Source organism: Shewanella fidelis ATCC BAA-318 (assembly GCF_000518605.1).
In the GTDB taxonomy this organism is placed as follows: Bacteria; Pseudomonadota; Gammaproteobacteria; order Enterobacterales; family Shewanellaceae; genus Shewanella; species Shewanella fidelis.
In genome coordinates, this window is record NZ_KI912459.1 from 321,634 (window position 1) to 340,330 (window position 18,697).

The following is an 18,697-nucleotide window of genomic DNA, read 5'->3' on the forward strand; positions in this document are numbered from 1 at the left end:
ATTCTAGAAAAATCTAGATCTATGTTTTAGTTTGTTTGGATTTACCTTGTCAGGCAGTTTTTATTATTCTACTTGGCAGGGCTGCTGGTATTTTAGTGAGCGATCGTCCTAGGGCGTAGAAACTGTTTAACATTTAACAAATGTGGGTCTAAAACAAGACTTGTTATCAACTGAGTGTTATTTTACTTGGACACTTTTAAGGTTTTAAGATGAAAATTGCTATAGCAGGTACAGGCTATGTTGGTCTGTCAAACGCAGTATTATTGGCGCAGAAAAATTCCGTCATGGCTGTTGATATTGTTGCTGAAAAAGTAGAGAAGATTAATCAAGGGAAGTCACCGATAGCAGATGCCGAGATTGAAGAATACCTACAAAATCACAAGTTAGATTTAACAGCAACCATTGATAAGCAATTAGCCTATCAAGACGCGAATTATGTGATTATTGCAACACCCACTGATTATGACACTGAATCAAACTATTTCAATACTGGATCCGTTGAAGCTGTTATCCAAGATGTATTAGCGATTAACCCTAAAGCGGTCATGGTGATAAAGTCGACTGTCCCTGTAGGTTATACTGAGTCTATTAAGCAAAAGTTTAATACTCAGAATATTATTTTCTCACCGGAGTTTTTACGTGAAGGTCGTGCGTTATATGATAACCTACACCCTTCACGTATTATTATCGGTGAGCGTTCTGAGCGCGCAGAATTATTTGCTAACTTACTTAGCGATGCTGCAATCAAAGAAAACATCGATATTCTTTTTACTGATTCAACTGAAGCTGAAGCGGTTAAACTATTTTCAAATACTTTCCTTGCGATGCGCGTAGCGTATTTCAATGAGCTAGACAGTTACGCCGAGTGTCATGGTTTAGACTCACGCCAAATTATTGAAGGTGTAGGGCTAGACCCACGTATTGGTGGTCATTATAACAATCCATCTTTCGGCTATGGTGGGTACTGTTTACCAAAAGACACTAAGCAGTTACGTGCTAATTATGCAGATGTACCGAACAGTTTAATAAGCGCAATTGTTGACGCTAACTCTACCCGCAAAGACTTTATTGCAGATTCGATTATTAAAAAACAACCAAAAGTTGTGGGTGTTTATCGACTCATTATGAAGTCAGGCTCCGATAACTTTAGAGCGTCTTCTATTCAAGGCATTATGAAGCGCATAAAAGCTAAGGGTATCGAAGTCGTGGTATTTGAGCCGGTATTAAACGAGCCTGACTTTTTTAATTCACGTGTTATTGAAGATCTTGCTGAGTTTAAGGAGATGTCAGATGTCATTGTATCTAACCGTATGGTAGATGATTTGGCGGATGTTGCTGGTAAGGTTTATACCCGTGATCTGTTTGGGTCGGATTGATTTGAAGAAGGTCCTAGGGAAAAAAGGTCCTAGGTCCTAGGAAAAGCTGAGACTGAAAAGCGGAACTGCCTTTGGCCTTACGGATAACGGAACGTTCGCTGGCTCACTTACTGAACGCTTCGCTGACGGTTAAAGGCTGGGAAGGTCCTAGGTCTTAGGGCCTAGGGAAAGAAAGGTCCTAGGTCCTAGGAAAAGCTAAGACTGAAAAGCGGAACGGCCTTTGGCCTTACGGATAACGGAACGTTTCGCTGACGGTTAAAGGCTGAGAAGGTCCTAGGAAAGCAGGTTCTAGGTAAAAGCTAAGACCGAAAAGTGGAACGGCCTTTGGCTTTGCGGATAACGGAACGCTGCGCTGACGGTTAAAGGCTAAGAAGGTCCTAGGCCCTAGAACCTTGTTTTTAAGAAAAAGAGATTTTTATGAAATATTTAGTAACGGGTGCGGCAGGTTTTATTGGCTCTAAAGTAAGTGAGCGCTTATGTGCTGCAGGTCATGAGGTTGTTGGTATTGATAATATTAACGATTACTACGACGTTAATTTAAAACTGGATCGCCTTAAAAACCTAGAGCCACAGGCTCTTTTTTCATTTCAGAAGTTAGACTTAGCTGACAGAGAAGCCATTGCTACATTGTTCGCAGAGCAAAGCTTCGATAGAGTTATCCATCTGGCAGCGCAAGCTGGCGTGCGTTACTCAATTGATAATCCTATGGCTTATGCTGATAGTAACTTGGTTGGACATTTAACTATTCTTGAAGGTTGTCGTCAGCACAAAATTCAACATTTGGTCTATGCCTCTTCAAGCTCTGTTTATGGCCTGAATTCTAAAATGCCATTTTCAACTGATGACAGTGTTGATCATCCTATCTCACTGTATGCCGCGACTAAAAAAGCCAATGAGTTGATGTCGCATACATACTCACACCTTTATGGTGTACCAACTACCGGTCTGCGTTTCTTTACTGTCTATGGTCCTTGGGGGCGCCCTGATATGGCGTTACTGAAATTCACTAATAAGATAGTGAAGGGTGAGGCGATTGATGTTTATAACCATGGTAATCTCAGCCGCGATTTCACTTATATTGATGATATCGTTGAAGGCATCATTCGTATTCAAGATAGTATCCCAGCGCCTAATCCAGATTGGAATGCCGCTGAAGCAACACCAGCAACAAGTTCTGCGCCGTATCGAGTATTTAACATTGGTAATGGCAGTCCAGTTAAGTTAATGGATTATATCTCTGCACTCGAGAAGTCGTTGGGTATCGAAGCCATTAAAAACATGATGGATATGCAGCCTGGTGACGTACATTCAACTTGGGCTGATACCGAAGACTTATTCAAGACCGTAGGTTATAAGCCACAAACTAGCGTTGAAGATGGCGTGCAGAAGTTTGTTGAGTGGTATAAAGAGTATTATCTTAAAAGCTAAGAAAGGTCCTAGGGAAAGCAGGTCCTAGGAAAGCAGATTCTTATGTAGGTTGGCATTTATACCATCAGCTCTTTTGGTATATGTATAATGTTGATGGGCTAAAACTTATAAAGCGGAACGGCCTGTGGCCTTACGGAACACTTCGTTCACGGAGCACGGAGCGCTTCGCTTACGGTTAAAGGCTAAGAAGGGCGCTGCGCTTAGAGGACGTGACTACGTCACTGCGAGAGCGTCACGTTGCGACTTCTAGATTTTAGGTTAAAGCTAAGATGGTAGAAGCTGAGACGGAAAACGAAACGGCTTCTTCGGCCTTACGGAATACTTCGTCTTGCCTTTGCTTGTGATTCTTTTAAGCTTATACCGTCAGCGCAGCGTTCTGTGAGTGAGCCTGTGAACGTTCCGTCTTCCGTGAGCGAAGTGCCCTAGTATCTAGAACCTTCTTTTACTACGTTATTTCACAAGAGCATTATGAAATTAATCCCGACTTCAATTCCAGATGTGCTGTTGTTCGAGCCGCAACTCTTTGGCGATGAGCGTGGCTTTTTTATGGAAACCTTTCGTCAATCTGAGTTTGAATCTTTGTTTACTCAGGCTGGGTGCGTTTGCCCGACTTTCGTACAAGAGAACATGAGCCGTTCGCAAAAACATGTGTTACGTGGCTTGCATTATCAAGTACAACAAGCTCAGGGAAAGCTAATTAGGGTAACAGCGGGAAGTATTTTTGATGTTGCAGTAGATATTCGTAAAGATTCAAAAACATACGGGCAGTGGTTCTCGCAAGTACTCTCGGCTGACAATAAGTTGCAGATGTATATTCCGCCAGGCTTTGCTCATGGTTTTTATACCTTAAGTGATTATGCTGACATCATTTATAAATGTACCGATTACTATGCACCAGAATTTGAACGAACTTTAGCTTGGAATGATCCACTGCTTGCTATTGATTGGCCAATAGCGCAGGGCATTGAGCCTATACTCTCCGACAAAGATAGAGCGGCAATGGCCTAGCTCTTTAAACATCTCTTGCTGTTCGTTAGCCTTACCTTTGCTGCTTTAGCGCTGTTTCTAATGCGCTAAAAGCATTACCTCGATTTTTCCCATCTTTGCCCCAAAATAGCTGGCTCACCTCTTGATATGCTTGTTTATACAGCTCTATTTGATCAATCAATGATTGAGGTTGTAGCTGCTTAAGTAATTGCTCAAAACTGTTACATATTGGCGCGAACTCTGGCAGCTTGTTGGCGAACTCGTACATGTCGCGGCAATCTTGTAAGTAATCTTGCTCGTCAAAGCGGTAAAAACAGATGGCAGTACCAAGCGGTAAGGCGTCGATAAATAGCGATGAATAATCTGTGATCAGCAAATCTATCTGCTGCAAAATCCCATAAACATCTTCTAGGTTAGAAATATTAACGATATTGGCTAAATCCTCAAAGTCAGCCGCTAATGCGTTCTCATTGGGGTGCAAGCGTAACAGTAAAATTTGATTATTGAGCTTAAGATGATCCGATAATACTTGCCAGTCGAATGCTTGCAGATATGGGTTGCTAACTTGCTTGCTATCGCGCCATGAAGGTGCGTAAAGCATGACTTGTCGATCTTGAGTATTCAAAGCATCAAGCTGATTATTCGCTGAGCTTTTTAATAATGGTATTAAGTCAGTTTGTTGCTCAGGATAGTGCTGATAGTAATCAGTACGAGGGTTACTTGCCCTTATCAGTTTGGCACCATTGGTTTTATTCGTTTCAAGCTTAAAGGCACTGCTAAAAACTTTGTCCATCAGTGGGCTTGGGCTCAGCATTAAGTCGGGTTTGATTAATTGCTGGTGGCTGATTAACCATTGCTTGAATTGAGGCCACTTTCCTTGAGGATTAAACACCTGCGCCATTGGCCCTGAGTTAATATCAAACTCAATTTTCTTCATTGGCAGCCCATGCCAAAGGTTTACTTTGAATGCTCCATTAGCTAGCCACTGATTAATATCGCCAATATAGCTGTTATAGAAATAGTACTTGGCGCTGAGGCAATGAAATATCCCTTTTGCAGACCAACGATAATAGGCTTCATGGCCTAAATTTATCTGTTGGCGCACTATCTCTTTATTACCACTGATCCAGATACTGCGCATAAACTGCTGCTGTTGCCAGTGTAAATACAGATATTTACTATTGTCGCTAAAGCTATCTCGATAGCTGCCAAAAACTGCTTTGTGCTTGTTTCGCGGAAAAAGCACCACTAGGGTATAGATTAGCTTTCTAATACAAGCTTTTAGGTAATCCATTACTGTTAATCTATCACTTAGTGTTTGCGGCATTCTTTGCCCTTATTACTTATTAGTTTTGTTGTTTGGTGTACAAGCGTTATCGGTGTTTGCGCGGTCTGCTGGCTTTTTCGCTAAGCTGTTTTTGATCTCAGACGATGAGATCTCGCCTGTGCGATCTAAATAAACAACCTCACATAATAGGCCTAGCTCGTCAAACTCACCGCGCCAATCATCACCCATTCCAAATACACTCACATCGTAACGACAAATATCTTTCGCTTTTTGATCCCAACGAGTTTCAGGAATAACCATATCAACATATTGACAGGCTTCTACAATTTCACTTCTTTGTAGGTAGCTAAAAAAGGCGGCTTTGCCCTTTTTGGCATTAAACTCATCGGTAGATACAGCAACAATTAACTTATCACCTAAAGCTTTTAGACGTTTAAATAGACGTACGTGGCCGTAGTGAAACAGATCGAATGTACCGTAAGTAATAATAGTCTTCATAACGATATTCTCCTGCGCAGTTTTGTTTATGTTTGCTCAATACAACGGATTGCGTGTTGGGTTGTTGCCATTTTAGTTACTGTAAGTCAGCACTGTAGTGGGCTTTTTTACCTCTATTAGGGCGTAAGTGGGTAACGAGTTTTAATAGCTGCTGCCTAGTTGTTAGCTGGGCAAATTCGGCTTCAATCAGCGCTTGCTCTTCTTCCGGAATATGCTTGCTTGTTTGTAGTTGTATTGGCCCGTAGAGGCCGTAGTGCATTAGAGGCGCTTTAGCCTGCTGAAGTTGCTGGAGTAGGCTTGTACTGCTAGCTGCTGAATGGTTAGTTTTAGTTGGCGTTGTTTTTATCGAATTAAATGGACTACGACCAAAAAGGTTTAGTTTTCCGCTTATCACAAGGGGCAACTGAGGTAGGCGGCTGATAGCCGGATAATTTAGGTTGAGACGCCAGCTAGAGATAACCTGCTTATTCAGCGTTAATACCTCTTTATAAAGCGGCTGTTTAGGTTTGTGAAATACAGCAGCTAGTAGGAGCAAAGGGCTTAATAACAAGCTGATAAAAAGCAATAGGGCTGCAGCGAGTTGTTGACTAAAGCTAGCTTTGCGATGCACTTGAATAGGCTCATTTTTTGATAGTAAGCTGTCGTCGTTAAGCTCAATATAGCCGCCAGTCTTTGCAGAGATAAGTAGCGAATTACAGATTATCGCATCGCTTACATCTAAGTTTTGGCCGATATAGCTGTTGTCTAAAATAATGCAGTTTTTTAGCTGGCAACCTTTATCTACGATGCAGTTGTGGCCTATCACAACGCTTTGTTGCATAGTAACGCTAGCGTCAATCCAACTGTTGTCTCCTATCACTCCCCATGCATTTTGGGTTCTTAATTCGCCAGTTTTGGCTTTGGCACCGATATAAAACCCAAGCTGTTGAGCTGCACTGCTGTGAAAAAGGCCATTGGGAATACAACCTGTCACCTTAGCCTTTGCCATGCATTGGTTGGCGAGCACATAGTTATCTAGGGTGTTGAGCATGAAACAGTTGCCATGTAGCACTTGGGTAACGCTATCAAAATTGACTTTGTCTATTAGCGTGCTGCTATCAATTAAGGGCCAGTTTAATGCATCTGTATAATCGGCTGCAGCAGGCAGCATCATTAAGCCTGCGTTTTGGTTATTTATTTTGGCAATAACTAAACTGCTTGGTATTTGTTGGCTGAAAGAAACGAACGATTTTATGCTTGGACTGCGTAGCATGTCCGCTCTAGCAAGCAGTATCGACTCTGTTTTATCCAGCGACAATCGCGGTAATATTTCAGATGCAAGTTCTTGGTCGCGACATAGAAAGTAGTCCACGCTTAAGCCCCAGCGTTCGCCAGTGCCTACTAAGCTTTTTAACTGACTCACCTGCGATGAGATAACCAATTTGACTTGTTTTATGCCCGCGTTGGCTAAATCCTCTAGGGTGTACTCAATCACGCTTTTATTACTTACAGGTAGTAATGCCGGACAGTAAAAGTTGTTTAAAGGCATCAACTCATGACCATTACGGTTTGCAAAAACGACTGCTTGCATAAGCTGCTCCTTAGTAAGCGCCGCGGGCAAAAATCACCGCAGGAATGGTTTTCAACAATAGCCACACGTCGGCCATCAGTGACTGTGTGTGGATATATTCAATATCAAGCTCTACTTGCTGTTCAAACGGGATGGTTGAGCGACCTGATACTTGCCAAATACAGGTGAGCCCCGGTTTTACTGTCAGTCGATTGCGTTGATGAATACTGTATTGTTCAACTTCTGAATTAAGTGGTGGCCGAGGGCCAACCAGCGACATGTCGCCTTTTAATACATTCCAAAGTTGCGGCAATTCATCGATCGAGGTTTTGCGGATCAAGCGGCCGATGAAAGTGACTCTTGGATCTGATTTCATTTTGAAAAGCACTCCGCCTTGCATTTCATTACTTTGGTCAAGCTCCGCGAGTATTTTGTCTGCGTCTATATGCATAGAGCGAAACTTCCACATGGTAAACGGACGGTTATAAAGCCCTGAGCGAGTTTGGCTATATAGTGCTGGGCCTGGCGAGCTAAGCTTTATCGCTAAAGCTGTGATAATGAAAATCGGCATGAGTAGTAATAGTAATGTTAAGGCGCCAATGAGATCTAAGCTGCGTTTAGCGACCTTGTTACAGCGCATAGCAAAATCAAACCTTGCACGACGAGTACTTGCATGTTTGTGATCAAATTTAGGTAACTTGGCATCATGTCTTTGGGCTTTACCTAATTTAGCCTGTAGCTGCTTGGTTAGCTGTTTATCACTGAGTGAACTGTTACTTACCTGCATGGCTTTGCTAGATGAAATTATAGAGCCGACTCGCTTTTTTAATTCACGGTTTTCACGCCAAACACGATATAAGAATAATGGGTTACCAATAATGTAACGTTTCCACATTCTTTTAGGCTCTTGCAGTAATCTGTAGGTCCACTCTAAGCCCATTTGCCTTAGCCATAATGGTGCACGCTTGATACGTTCAGAGTAGAAATCAAATAAACCTCCAACGCCTATGCCTATGCTGCAGTGCAGCTGTGCTCTATTTTGTTTCAGCCATAACTCTTGATTTGGCGCGCCCATCGCGACCAATAAAATGTCGGCGTTACTGTCATTAATTGCTTGTATAACTTGCTGATTTTCTTGATCTTGGGTTAAGCGGTTGAAGTAGCCATGATGACAGCCTGCTATGGTTAGGCTTGGATAGCGAGCTTGCATCTTTTCTGCCGCTGTTTGCGCCACACCTTGAGCGCCACCTAGCATAAATATGGATAAATTCTGCTTGGCTGCGAGCTGGCAAAGTCGGGGAAACATATCAGTGCCATTTAAGTTTGCCCGTAACGCTTGGCCTTTACTTAAACAGGCTAGTCTTAGCCCAATACCGTCGGCAAAGATGTGTTGGCTCTGTTGTAGACTCTGACGATAAGCTTGGTTGTCAGTGCTGATATTCAAGCAGTCTGCATTGACGAAAGAGTATTGCTGCATATCTGCCTGCGGCTCACTGCATTGTTGTAGCATTTCATCTAACAACTGCTGCATGCTCCAGTTGCTTAGTGTTATTCCAAACAATGAAATATGCGGGCTAGTTTTAGGCGCTGCTTTGAAAAGTAGTGCGAATGTTGTCTTGAGTACTAGGCAACGAATAACCGCTGCAATATAACCAGCAAAGCTGCTGTGGGCTTTGATTAGTGTGTCAGTACTATTTTCAAACTCAAGCCCGACTAGTGCGTTAAGCTGTTCAATCGACATTAGACCTGGTTTGATATTTTGAATCTTATCGTCAGATATTACCTGGTTTGCATCTAAGGTAAATTCTATGCTTTTACCCACTAGCGATAATTCACCTCTGATCAGGTTGAACAAGATAGGTAGCTTTTTAAATAAGCCGTTATAACCAAACTCGATAAGTTCTACAGTTTGCTTTGTCATGCCTTTGATATACACAACTTCAAATGTTTTATTGCTACTAAATCTGCTTGCCAAATAAGCGTATAAAAATAAAGGGCTAGTTAGCATCAATAGCGCGCTGCCGCAGAAAACATCAAAGCAGCGAATACTGATAGGGAAGGGGGGAAGTTTAGCGTGATCGTTTTTCATAATTATTCCTTCCATTGACGTCAGCATTTTATTTGTTAGCTAAACCTGAGATTGCATATAGCTTGCCAATATTGAAAATCCTTTAATTTCAGCTGCTTGAGTTTTCGTTGTTGGTTGGCGGGAGTGCTGGTGGTTTTTATTTAACAGGCAATTTGCAGCCTGCTTTGCAAGTTGCAAACCGCCAGTTTGATTGAGTCGTTAAACACCTGAGTTAAATTGACTACCGATAAGATCTTTGTTGATTTGTGCTTTTTGTACACGTCCTAACAATGATTGCGCCATGGATTCGATTTGGTTGTAAATAGCTAGAGGCAGTAACTTTAATGAGTAGGCGGCAGCCATAGTGGCTAGCGTTCGACCTGTTTCTGCTTGCAAAATACTTGGACAGGTTTTTATTGCTAGATGAATGTATTTAACGGCTTGCTGACCATTTTTATTACGTATTGCTTGGCGGGCAATGTAGCGAAGTTGATAGGCGCGGGCTTTATTCTCATATTGCTTGAGTAATGCTGGCGCGTAGCCACGTGCCTTTTCAATCATCTTTTCCCATGAAGCATACTGTTTATTTAGATCCGCAGATAAACCTTGCTGATTCAATCTATAGAAAGTCAGTGCTGCAGGCAGCCCTTCAATTTGCCAATGGGTTGTGCTTATGATCCTAAACCAGCATTCAATATCTTCTGACTGACGAAAGTTCTCATCAAAGTAGCATTGCTGACCATCAAGGTTGCGATATTGAATATCGGTTAAGGTTTCTCGTCTTAATACAGGAGCTGAACCATTACCAACAGGATTGCGGCATAAAAGATGTTTAGCGTCGATGCTGTTTAATTTGGGCATTTGAAAAAACGGGGTTTTTTCACCATTAAACTCCATAAACAGTGAACGTGAAAAACTGATCCCCACTTCTGGTGCCGCATCAAGGTGATCGACATGCTGTTGCAGTTTTTCACTATGCCACATATCGTCTGAATCGATAAAAGCGACATATTTGCCTCTCGCATGGCGAATGCCGGTATTTCTTGCTGCTGACAAGCCTTGATTATGGCTGTGATTGATAATGCTTATCCGAGGATCATCAAATTGCTGACATAGCTGTAGGCTGTTATCTGGAGAACAGTCGTTGATCAACAGTAATTCAAAGTCAGTAAAAGTTTGCGTTAATACTGAGCTAATCGCTTGGGTGACAAATGCTTCAACATTATAAATTGGCATCACTACAGATACGGTTAAAGGCTTAATTGTGCGTTGTTGTGGCTGCATAATGGCCTCCTAGTGATCAACTTTACAGTCGTTAGGGCGGATTAAATTGGATTGTATATATAGGGTTAAACCAGGCATGAGTATTAGGTGCACCAGCAACACGCCTAGCGCGACTCCTTGCAAACCGAACTGACTTGAAACTGATATCACCGCGATTAAGATCAGGGTAAAACCGCTATTGCAGGCAAGGTTGAATTTGCTTTTGCCGATACTGATTAAATACTGACTGGCCGCTTCTCCTAGCGGACGCACTAGGCCACTCAAACACAGCAAGATGAAGATAGGGATGGCGCCTGCATCAAGCCATTTTTGTCCGTAAATAAAGGGGACATAAAGCGGAGCTAGCAGCGCTTGTAAGCCGATAATAGGTACAGTAAGTAACATAATAAATTTCAATGACTGGACATATTTATGCTGAATGTGACTGTATTGATTACTGGCTGTTTGATGCTGGCTTTTAGATTTATCTGAGCTTTGGCATAGGTGTGAATAGAGTGCCGTGCCGTAGCTTTGTACTAAGCCCAAACTGATCCCAAGACTTGCATTGAAAGCAAAGAAATAAACCCCGAGTGCTTCAATACCAAGCAGTGAACCGACCAAGATGTAATCAATGTTTTGCCTTAACACTATGGCTAAGTCACTGAGCCCGACTTGTAAACCAAAGCTCAGTATTGAGCGAGCGCGGGTTGACACTATGCTTGTTGGCGATAGTAAAAAGCGAGACAGGTGTTGGCCACACGCTTGCTTTTCAACTTGAGGAGTAAAAGCCTCGGGTAGGGGATTGTGATATCTATGAACCCCAATCCAAATAAATATCACAATGATTTTAGGCAAAATAATTGCCCAAATCCCCAACCCGAGTAACGCGAATATGGCGGTGAGCATGCCATCAAATAAGGTTTGCCAAAGTACTGCACGTCCAACGATGCGCATCTTATTGGCACGTAAATTCATTGCGGCATAGAGCATGCCTAGCGGTAGTAATAAATAGCTTGTTGCCATGAGTATCATTGGAAGAATTAGCTGCGAGTCATTAAAGTAAATGGCAAGCGGCCAGCTGAGTAAGCTCATGGCAACGAAGGCGGTGCATGCGGCTAACCTGTTCACCTGATTAGCCGCATGTAAAGACTGTTTAAGTTGTTCATCATCCATTTTGATTAACGCCGCTGATGAGATCCTGCGGGTTGGCGTACAGATGATTTCAAAAGTGGTAAGAATGATTGCGACTTGACCAAAGATTTCTGGTGTAAGTAAGCGGGCGATAATAATACTTGATGCAAGACGAACGATCCGGCCAAGCACTTGAGCGGAGCCGAGCCAAAATAGGCTTTTACCTAAAACACTACTAAAGGATGTAGCAAGGGCATGCTGGTATTGCATTAAAGTTTGCATATATCCTCCGCCTCGTCATCGTTCATCAATTGCTTACTGTTAATACTTATTCAGTGAGCAGCTTGCTTTAATGGAGTTAATACAGAGTTCATGCCAAGTTTTATTAATGGGTGGTTTTAATTTTAATGTGTTGATTATTAACACTTTAATCGATTTTTGAATTGTGATTCTTTACAACTGGCTGATTAGGTCTAACAATTGCAATTCGCTATTGCAAAATGCATCTCAGATAGCAAAACCTTGTATGGGGGCAGTAGCGCGTAGTTGTGAATGTTATTGCTTGAATGAGGCATCACCCGGAAGGAGCAGGCGTGTGCTATTTGCTGAATGTGGGGTTTCTCTTGGCGAGCCAAGCCGCGCTTTGTGGGCAATACCAATAATGATCAGCCCCGGCCAAAATAGGTAGGCTAAAATCTCTAGGTTTTCGCCGAAGGTATATAAAAATAGCTGTAAGATAACAGCCACTGCGGTGGCCGAGAGCTTACTGCTAAAAATACTGCTAAGCAGGGTTAGCAAGCTCATTAACATAGGCACAGCTAAGGCAATTGCTCCTACGATACCTTTGACAAATAAAAGTCCATACCAAGTATGGTGCGAGCCAATCGGCATGTATTCCACTAAGTGTGGTCCACGTTCCACAATACCATGACCCCAATATACGGCTTCATTACTCCAACGCTCGACGGCGATATTTGCAAGCTCTTGTCTTACTCGGGTTGAACCCGCTCTGGCGTTTTTAAAGGCGTCAATGCTGAGTTGGAGTTTCTCAATGACTTCTACTCCAAATATACCGAAAAGCAATAAAATAGGACTGGCGATAAAGTAAATCCAAGGGCTGCGGTGTAGGCGAATAAACGCAAACCATGATGCCAATAGTAGGTAGCACACAAGGGCTAATCGAGATTGTGAAACCAATACCATAGCTAGGCTACCGAGTATCCCATAGAGCTTGTAACGCTTTGATTGTTCTTGGGTTGCAAAGATAAAGAATAAGTTACCGACCATTCCTACAGCTGGTGCCCACGGCGTAAATAGGCGCCAACGTGGCAGTCCGCTAGCGGGATCAATTTCATATAGACTTACGCTGAAAAACTCTGGGCCAGGACCACCGATGATGCTGAGCGGAGAGGTATATAAAGTACTCGGAAGCCCTGCGGCCCAAGCAAAGATCACCAAGGGCAAAATCATGAGAGTATGTTTGCAGACAATACAGCACGCCCGGTAAATAAGTTGTGGTCGAATATTTAATGAACCCAGCAGCGGAAAAATGGCTAATAAAGCCCAGCCTTTTGCCCAACCAATGCTTGATTTGATCAGTTTTGCTAAGCCTAAGTCGTGAGTTAAATGGCCAATGACCAAAGCCAGTAACATCACACCCATGGCTATTATCCAGCTAATTTGTGCTTTGCTGATAGGATAGATAACTTTGTCGACCATGCGCCGCTTGAGCATGTTGAGCAGTAAAATCCACGCGATAACAGGTGCAACAAGGTACATGGCACCTAAGATCCAAAATAGGTAGGTACCTGTGATTGCTCGCCAGATGATTACTTCGTCAGAATTTTCTGGAGTATAGGTTTGCGGAGCCATAGCATTCCCATTCCTGCAATAATTGAAATTGATGCTGCAATACCACCAACGATAGCTAACAGTACAACTAAGTTATCCGGTTCTTCTGCTAAGCTTGGCGAAGCCATTAGCTGCAATAAAGGGTATGCGGCATAAATATCCGCTTTACCTATATCCATCTTAGCTAAAGCTGAAGTAAATACGGCTGTAGCCACTTGATGCTCGCGCTGCAGATCTTCTAGTTTAGCGGCATCATCGTTGCTGTCAGTAAAGCGATGATCCCAATCGTGGATCTGTTGCGTTAGTGTATCGATTTGATGTCTTAATCCTTCGGCCTCTGTATTGAGTGTCAGCAGTTGCTGCATCAATTGTGCTCTGCCGTCTAAGTCATCCGCAGATAGCATTAACATTAAACGTTTATCGACATATCCGAGTAATACGTTGCAACGCTGACTTAGTGCACTCAAAATTGAGGCTTGCTCGTCACGGTAAGTCACCACTTTAGGGTGGCGTTTTCCAAAACGGCTGCGGTATTCAGCTAGGGTTGCGGTCACGCGGGTATAACTGATTAATAGCTGTTGAAATAGCTGATCATTTTTAAGTGTTAGTAAACCTGCTGCTTGTTTTGGTGTCAGCGATAGATGAATTTCAAGCATTTTTTGGCTGGCCTTCACCCCTTGCAGTTCAGACACTAAATTGACTTTATTGTGTCTTAATCTCTCCATGGTTAAAGCCAGCTCTTTGAACTGTTCTAGTGAAACCAGTCCATGTTCTGATTGAAACTCGAGTAGCTTTTCTTGGGTATGCTCGACCTTGTTGGCAAAGCTTGCCATGCCAACACGAATAGCATCTTCTCTTTGTTCAATCTCATCGCTTCTCAACTCTGAAAGTATTGCTTGTAAACTATGGTAATGCGCCCAAGCTTTTTGCTGGGCGGCTTTTGCCGAATTAGCTTTAATACTAAATTGCATAATGCCAGTTTGATTAGGTAGCTTTAATTTGGGTTTACCAAATTCACCTCTGGTTAGCGCTAACGATTTTGCTGCATTTGCTAGCAGTGATTTACTCATTGCAATGGTTTTATAGTTGACTCTAGGGTCAATTGCACTGCTGGTATAAGGCGATGTTGTTGAGCTATTAGCTTGACCAACACTGTCGAGAGTGACATTAGCGCCAGTACCTGAGCCTGGCAAAATGAGTGTCCATTGACTGACGTAACGACTTGGGCTCACGAAGATAAAAGCCAATACGAGAAGCCAGATCAGCAGTAGCAACAATAGGGTTAACTTAACGTAAGTTTGCTTTCTTTTTTGTGCAGGTTGCTTACTGCCATTGACTAAGTAACGTTGAGCCCAAAGCAGCGGGCTGTAGGCGTATTTTGATTTCATGTTCGCCTCCCAATTGCTTATAACAACTCTAATAATGTGGCTGGAACCAATACTTCGGTAATTGAACGTGCGATTTCACGAATATTTGTCACACGAGAATCGTAACAAGCAATACCGTCTCCAGGCATTAAGATAGGGTTCATGCCGGTTTCCCATGAGTGTCTGATCAATTCGTCCATTGAACGTTCAATGACATCTACTTGGGCTGTTAGTGGGTTTTTAGTGATTAATAGTAGGTGTCTGCTGGCATTCGTTGATTGTGCACCACCAACACAGTTTGCAGCGATAGCACCATTGAGTAGACGGGTTCCGTAAGGAAAACGTGTGGCGTCTGTATCCACTGCCGATTGTGAGTTACTGCTTGCAGGCTGGGTCAAATTTGATAGAAAAACTCGAATACCCGGCGCAGTAATTTGTGATGGCCTTGCTAGGGCGTCATCGAAATAATCATGCTGCGGCACATGGATATGATCACCAGACATCAAGGTCATGCTTGGTACTGGAAAACCATGGATAACACCGGATAGATCAAGGGTGAAGCTATGTTGTTCACGAATGACCATTATTGCAGAGATATTGGCATCGGGACGTATCCCACCAGACGCTCTCAGTGCTGCAGCTATGCTGCGTCTATCGGCTTGGTCACCACTGTGATCACCGTCATCGTCGATGATTTCAGTATCTGATTTTTGGTTGATTTGGTGCTGTCCCGGCTCGAAAACGCCGCCGGATACCGTAATTTGTACAGGTGCCCATTTTAACGGTGTTACGCTGAGCTTAACGCTGTTTTTCAGCATAAACTGTTCATCCACCAAATGTTGCTTAATCTTGTTGGAAAGAGTCGGTACATCAAGCCCTTTAGCATGAATAGGCGCTAAATAAGGAAGGTAAATATAGCCGTCGTTATTGACTTCAACTGTACCGCTGAACTCTTCACCATTGAGCACTCGAACTTTTAACCTATCTCCCACGGAAAGGCGAATATTTTGCGGTAAGTGCAACGCTTGTTGTGATTGCTGCCCATGCATTAGATATGTGTTGCCAGTCTTGCTAGTCGAAGTCGCAGGCTTTGATGATTTTATCGCTGTTTTGCTGCGTAAATACGGAGTATCACGATCATAAAAGTGGCATTGGGTCATGTCAGTATTTTCTGCATCACAGATGGCTTTTTGTTCTGGCGCATGAGGCGTAACACAAGCTGACAATAGAACTAAAGGGAGCCACAACACAGCCGCTTTAGCTGTAAAGCTTAGCTGTTGGTATTTTCGCTTAGTTAGGATGCTGTGATTGGGGTTCATAGCCTTATCCTCTCGTTTGCCTATACGACGCTTCCTTGTTGGAGCTGTGTTATCTGTTGTTACGCGACTTCGGTTTCGTTACAGATATATTCAATGGCTGCAGTTTCGTCTTCATAAATGGCGAACACCTGATGCAGACGTGTTAATTCGATAAGCGATCTTACGCCCGCTGTCGGAGACAGTAATACAATGTCACCATCAAGTTGCTCGATGCGTTTTAATGCCGAGATCAGCACTGATAAGCCACTTGAGTCGATGTATTCAACTTGGTGAAGATCAATGACTAATTGCGTCATACCTGCATTGATTTTTTGTAGAATTGCCGCTCGTAGTGTCGGTGTTTGTGTCATGACAACCTCAGCTGGTAGCGTGATTTTACATGCATTCGGTTGTTGTAATTGAGAGAATGTCATATTGCTATCCTTAAAAACGCCTAAGGCATTTTGCTTGTGTTACTGAAAACTATTGTTTGCTTGGTTAATAGAAAGCAATTTTGAGGCCAATAATTTATTTGTTTATTTTCAGTTGGTTATGTTTGTTTTGGTTGCGGCATCTTTTGCTCTTGAATCGCATTGCTAAATTGCAATGCAAAATGGATTGTTAATTTCTGGCTGAATTTTTTCAGGGAAGGGCGATAACGACAGTTACTTGCTTAGTTTACTTGTTGGATTATTTTTAAAATATTGCTTGGTTTATCCTGCCGAGGAGAGACGATGTAATGTTCAATACAGCTCAACGCTTAGTTACATTATCAGCGTGAGTTGTAAGTGGGTTCCCGCCACGGTTTGCTGGCTACGTACACTATCCATCCAGTTGTTGATGATCCATAAACCGCGACCAGAGTGAACATCTGCTGCTGGGCATGAGTTTGGTTGTACCAAGGCTTTAAAAGGTGAGTTATCAAGCAGATCAACAATAACCTTGTTGTTGTCACAATGCAGGATCACAATCATGTGCTTTAGGGGAGGCTTTGCGTGTTCAAAGATATTAGCGATAGCTTCTAATGTGCAGGTGACCACTTTAAATCTATTCATTTCGGCCACCTGATTTTGCAGCATGAACTGGTCAATCTCTTTGCTGACTGAATGTTTTTGAATAACCCTTCTATCGAGATTAAGTTGTAAGCTGTTCATGAGCATGTTTCCTTGTGTATTAATCGATTTAAGTTGCGGGTAACTTAATGTTGTCGTGAGCTTTGTACGCTGCTGGCGCTAGAGATCAGCATCAGAGAAATATCATCTTGGGCGGTTTTTTCCTGCCATAGCTCTGCGCTATAGGTTAAAAAGTGCAGTAACTGTTCAGCAGGAAGTTGCCTCGCTTCATTAATATTCTTCAATAGTTTTTGTTGTCCAAAATAACCGTATTTGCTGTTACGGCATTCATAAATTCCATCTGAGTAGAGCAACAGCTGGCTAGCTGGTGGCAGATCCAGACTATAACTTTGATATTGATACTGATGGTCTATACCAATAGGGAGTTGCTGGTTACTATTGTTGTTTGTATCGAGTTGGCTAACTAAACTCGCAGCCTCCTCAGTCACTAGTATTGGCGAGGGGTGACCCGCATTGACTAATTCAATTTGACTGGTACAGGTGTTGATTATTCCAAGTAACAAAGTTGCAAAACGTCCAGTTTGCTGAGGATCTTCAAACTGGTGATTTATTTGGTTGACCAAACTACATATATCGCCGCTTTGCCACGCATTGTGAGTGGGTGATAAACAGTGAGCTAAGTTGAAGCTTAGCATTGAAGCCGCTGTGCCATGGCCACTAACATCAAGCAGGTAAAAACCAATCCGTTGCTCATCGATTTCAAAACATTGAAATAGATCTCCTGCCAGATCTTGAGCGGGTTTAAATCGAGTGTTCACCCGCCAGCCTTGGCTCAGCAGGTTGTTTTTAGGCAGTAATGCTTGTTGTAACTCGGCAGCAATGTGAAGATCTTGTTTAAGGTTTTTTGAGTATTGCTGCTCTTGGGCGAGCAATAGATTGAGTGCTTGATTTTTTAAACTCAGCTGTTGCTGCATCTCAATGATCCTTAGTCCAGCCAAGACCCTAACCTGTAACACTCCGCTGTGAAAAGGTTTCGCTATAAAATCGTCAGCGCCAGAGGCTAACCCTTCGATAATATTGTCATTTTGGTTCTTGCTTGTTAGCAAAATAGTATAAGGAGGATTAGCCGATGACTTAATGGTCTTACATAACTCAACGCCACTGATATTTGGCATCATCCAGTCGGTAATCACCATCTCAACATGATTATGTTTGAGGTAATTAATTGCATCATAGGGATTGGCACAGCTGATCACCTGATGATTTAACGAGCGTAACAAATTTGTCAGTAGTAGCCGTTCGCTATCGCAATCCTCCACCACGAGGATCCTGTGTTGCTGCGTGCTGTGAGTGAATTTATGTTGTGCTAATGACATATTTGAGCCCATGTTTAGTCTGTTTGTTATGTAGAGGGTGTCGCTACATTGTTAATTTCTGTTTGGGAGTGACTAAAGCAAGGTGCATACCATTTAACGTTGCTTTGTGTTATCCATTGTTTTTATGATGTTTTGTTCAATGAG

The 18,697-nt window shown here is 42.7% G+C and carries 15 protein-coding genes; 3 read left to right on the top strand and 12 right to left on the bottom strand.

The window, feature by feature from the left end; translation table 11 throughout:
* Window positions 1–209 precede the first annotated feature (209 nt).
* From L884_RS0117585 to rfbC, 3 genes are all read left to right on the top strand, one after another.
* Entirely contained in the window at window positions 210–1,376 is a 1,167-nt protein-coding gene (locus L884_RS0117585; RefSeq protein ID WP_028768730.1) for a nucleotide sugar dehydrogenase, read from the top strand.
* A 417-nt stretch (window positions 1,377–1,793) separates the two neighbouring features.
* On the top strand, window positions 1,794–2,804 hold the full coding sequence (locus tag L884_RS0117590) for an NAD-dependent epimerase (RefSeq protein WP_028768731.1): 1,011 nt from the start codon (window positions 1,794–1,796) through the stop codon (window positions 2,802–2,804).
* A 468-nt stretch (window positions 2,805–3,272) separates the two neighbouring features.
* Window positions 3,273–3,812, top strand: a complete 540-nt coding sequence (gene rfbC / locus L884_RS0117595) for a dTDP-4-dehydrorhamnose 3,5-epimerase (RefSeq protein WP_028768732.1) — start codon at window positions 3,273–3,275, stop codon at window positions 3,810–3,812.
* Window positions 3,813–3,843: 31 nt separating this feature from the next.
* Here the strand turns inward: rfbC and L884_RS0117600 are convergent, their stop codons facing one another.
* The 12 genes from L884_RS0117600 to L884_RS22325 form a co-directional block, all read right to left on the bottom strand.
* The gene (locus L884_RS0117600; protein WP_084221464.1) at window positions 3,844–5,118 is read right to left on the bottom strand and encodes a CDP-glycerol glycerophosphotransferase family protein; all 1,275 of its coding nucleotides are present in this window, start codon (window positions 5,116–5,118) and stop codon (window positions 3,844–3,846) included.
* 12 nt (window positions 5,119–5,130) lie between these two features.
* Window positions 5,131–5,577 carry an adenylyltransferase/cytidyltransferase family protein gene (locus L884_RS22310; RefSeq protein ID WP_051435672.1) on the bottom strand — a complete coding sequence of 149 codons (447 nt, stop codon included), beginning with the start codon at window positions 5,575–5,577 and terminating at the stop codon, window positions 5,131–5,133.
* Window positions 5,578–5,653: 76 nt separating this feature from the next.
* Entirely contained in the window at window positions 5,654–7,147 is a 1,494-nt protein-coding gene (locus L884_RS22315) for a sugar phosphate nucleotidyltransferase (protein ID WP_051435673.1), read from the bottom strand.
* Between the two features lie 10 nt (window positions 7,148–7,157).
* Window positions 7,158–9,215 carry a WecB/TagA/CpsF family glycosyltransferase gene (locus L884_RS0117615; protein WP_028768734.1) on the bottom strand — a complete coding sequence of 686 codons (2,058 nt, stop codon included), beginning with the start codon at window positions 9,213–9,215 and terminating at the stop codon, window positions 7,158–7,160.
* A 198-nt stretch (window positions 9,216–9,413) separates the two neighbouring features.
* On the bottom strand, window positions 9,414–10,478 hold the full coding sequence (locus tag L884_RS0117625; protein ID WP_156925716.1) for a glycosyltransferase family 2 protein: 1,065 nt from the start codon (window positions 10,476–10,478) through the stop codon (window positions 9,414–9,416).
* 9 nt (window positions 10,479–10,487) lie between these two features.
* Complete coding sequence (locus L884_RS0117630; RefSeq protein WP_028768736.1) at window positions 10,488–11,870, bottom strand: oligosaccharide flippase family protein; 1,383 nt, start codon at window positions 11,868–11,870, stop codon at window positions 10,488–10,490.
* A 273-nt stretch (window positions 11,871–12,143) separates the two neighbouring features.
* Window positions 12,144–13,460, bottom strand: coding sequence for a capsular biosynthesis protein (locus L884_RS22320; RefSeq protein ID WP_051435674.1), 1,317 nt, complete (start codon window positions 13,458–13,460; stop codon window positions 12,144–12,146).
* Window positions 13,418–14,827: a GumC domain-containing protein gene (locus L884_RS0117640; RefSeq protein WP_028768737.1), complete on the bottom strand. Its 1,410-nt coding sequence runs from the start codon at window positions 14,825–14,827 to the stop codon at window positions 13,418–13,420. Before L884_RS0117640 ends, L884_RS22320 begins: the two co-directional genes overlap by 43 nt.
* Before the next feature lie 17 nt (window positions 14,828–14,844).
* Window positions 14,845–16,125 (bottom strand): polysaccharide biosynthesis/export family protein, encoded by a 1,281-nt coding sequence (locus L884_RS0117645; RefSeq protein ID WP_028768738.1) that lies wholly within the window; start codon window positions 16,123–16,125, stop codon window positions 14,845–14,847.
* A 59-nt stretch (window positions 16,126–16,184) separates the two neighbouring features.
* Window positions 16,185–16,538 carry an STAS domain-containing protein gene (locus tag L884_RS0117650; protein WP_028768739.1) on the bottom strand — a complete coding sequence of 118 codons (354 nt, stop codon included), beginning with the start codon at window positions 16,536–16,538 and terminating at the stop codon, window positions 16,185–16,187.
* A 330-nt stretch (window positions 16,539–16,868) separates the two neighbouring features.
* Entirely contained in the window at window positions 16,869–17,258 is a 390-nt protein-coding gene (locus tag L884_RS0117655; protein WP_028768740.1) for an ATP-binding protein, read from the bottom strand.
* 44 nt (window positions 17,259–17,302) lie between these two features.
* Window positions 17,303–18,553 (bottom strand): SpoIIE family protein phosphatase, encoded by a 1,251-nt coding sequence (locus tag L884_RS22325; protein ID WP_037411169.1) that lies wholly within the window; start codon window positions 18,551–18,553, stop codon window positions 17,303–17,305.
* Window positions 18,554–18,697 lie beyond the last annotated feature (144 nt).

Coding starts and splice junctions, on each gene's coding strand:
- L884_RS0117585 (WP_028768730.1), top strand. CDS start 210: ATGAAAATTGCTATAGCAGGTACAGGCTATGTTGGTCTGTCAAACGCA.
- L884_RS0117590 (WP_028768731.1), top strand. CDS start 1,794: ATGAAATATTTAGTAACGGGTGCGGCAGGTTTTATTGGCTCTAAAGTA.
- rfbC (WP_028768732.1), top strand. CDS start 3,273: ATGAAATTAATCCCGACTTCAATTCCAGATGTGCTGTTGTTCGAGCCG.
- L884_RS0117600 (WP_084221464.1), bottom strand. CDS start 5,118: ATGCCGCAAACACTAAGTGATAGATTAACAGTAATGGATTACCTAAAA.
- L884_RS22310 (WP_051435672.1), bottom strand. CDS start 5,577: ATGAAGACTATTATTACTTACGGTACATTCGATCTGTTTCACTACGGC.
- L884_RS22315 (WP_051435673.1), bottom strand. CDS start 7,147: ATGCAAGCAGTCGTTTTTGCAAACCGTAATGGTCATGAGTTGATGCCT.
- L884_RS0117615 (WP_028768734.1), bottom strand. CDS start 9,215: ATGAAAAACGATCACGCTAAACTTCCCCCCTTCCCTATCAGTATTCGC.
- L884_RS0117625 (WP_156925716.1), bottom strand. CDS start 10,478: ATGCAGCCACAACAACGCACAATTAAGCCTTTAACCGTATCTGTAGTG.
- L884_RS0117630 (WP_028768736.1), bottom strand. CDS start 11,870: ATGCAAACTTTAATGCAATACCAGCATGCCCTTGCTACATCCTTTAGT.
- L884_RS22320 (WP_051435674.1), bottom strand. CDS start 13,460: ATGGCTCCGCAAACCTATACTCCAGAAAATTCTGACGAAGTAATCATC.
- L884_RS0117640 (WP_028768737.1), bottom strand. CDS start 14,827: ATGAAATCAAAATACGCCTACAGCCCGCTGCTTTGGGCTCAACGTTAC.
- L884_RS0117645 (WP_028768738.1), bottom strand. CDS start 16,125: ATGAACCCCAATCACAGCATCCTAACTAAGCGAAAATACCAACAGCTA.
- L884_RS0117650 (WP_028768739.1), bottom strand. CDS start 16,538: ATGACATTCTCTCAATTACAACAACCGAATGCATGTAAAATCACGCTA.
- L884_RS0117655 (WP_028768740.1), bottom strand. CDS start 17,258: ATGAACAGCTTACAACTTAATCTCGATAGAAGGGTTATTCAAAAACAT.
- L884_RS22325 (WP_037411169.1), bottom strand. CDS start 18,553: ATGTCATTAGCACAACATAAATTCACTCACAGCACGCAGCAACACAGG.